The organism is Buttiauxella sp. B2 (assembly GCF_006376615.1).
GTDB lineage: Bacteria > Pseudomonadota > Gammaproteobacteria > Enterobacterales > Enterobacteriaceae > Buttiauxella.
Map to the genome: position 1 here is coordinate 1 of NZ_VEXQ01000068.1, position 1360 is coordinate 1360.

The following is a 1360-nucleotide window of genomic DNA, read 5'->3' on the forward strand; positions in this document are numbered from 1 at the left end:
ACCGGCACTGAGCGGTCACGCAGACGCCGGTGATATTGTGCTGGTTTACGACAACAACAAAGTGATTGGCTCGGCGACAGCAGCCAGTAACGGCACCTGGAGCTTCACCCCGGCGACGGCACTGAACGACGGCAGCCACAGTTTCACGACGGTGGTGAAAGATGCGGTTAACGGCCACACCAGTGCAGCATCTGCGGCTATCCACTTTACTGTCGACACACATATTGCTGCACCAGTTATCACTGGCGCAACCGATGATGTCGGTCCGAGAACCGGGGAAATCAGCAACGGTGGAACAACTGACGATAGTCGCCCGGTGATGCACGGTACTGCAGAGGCTGGTGCTACCGTCAATATTTACGATGGTAATAATGAGCTACGAGGCCAATCCATAGCTGACAGCCACGGTAACTGGTCTGTGGAGCTTGCTTACTCTGCAGTCAATATTACTGCCGGGGCACGTAACTATTACGCCGTTGCTGAGTCTGGAAGTGGGGCGACCAGTGCACATAGCAACTCGTGGTTGATCTGGTATGCCCAGGAGACACCGACTGCATTCGCGGAGAATTTTAATGAATTGCAGAACCAGGCATTCAGTAATTCCGCGGTTTATCAACTGGCTCACTTTGATGTCTCAGTCGCTCAACACGGAAACACTTCGGCATATAGCCCAGGTTTCAATGACACTCATTATGGAGTATCAAGACCTGTCAGCAGCAGAGCGATGACTTTCACTGAAGGAACTAAAGTAACGCTTGACATGCATAATCCTGTTTCAGATATATCATTCAAGATTGGCGATTTGACAACTAATGAATCACTTTCAGTGACTTACTATGATGCACATGGCAGTGCATTGCATACTGAAGTGCATGCATGGGTGGAAGGTTTACTCACAACAGCTCACTATACTGCTCCTGCAGGTAGCTATATTGATTCTGTGCAGATGAGCTTGACAAACCCGGGCTATGTTTACTCTCCAATTCAGACATATGTCTGGATCGATGATATTTCAGGGCATTATTATCCTCATGCCGCGACTCAGTCTGCGCAACTGATGGCAATGCCATTAATGCAAGAAGCTGAGTTTGTGCAAGCAGACACGCATCAAGTGTCGGCAGAAGTCACCCTGGCTGGCCTGTATGATGGAGCACATGTTCAGCATGCTACAGTGGTTCTGAATGGCAACGGACAGCAGACATTGTCTCTGACTGCTGAGGATATTCTCAGTAATGCGCAAACCGATCTGTTTATCCACGATGGCAGGCAACAACTGGCTATTAATGGTGATAAAGGGGATGTGGTTGAGCTGAAAGTATCTGACCTGGCGGCGAATGGCCAGTGGCACGATGCCGGGCAG

The 1360-nt window shown here is 49.9% G+C and carries 1 protein-coding gene; it reads left to right on the forward strand.

Annotated features, from left to right (window positions below; genetic code table 11):
• On the forward strand, positions 1–1360 hold a 1360-nt coding region (locus FH968_RS23505; protein WP_139883893.1), incomplete at both ends, for an Ig-like domain-containing protein.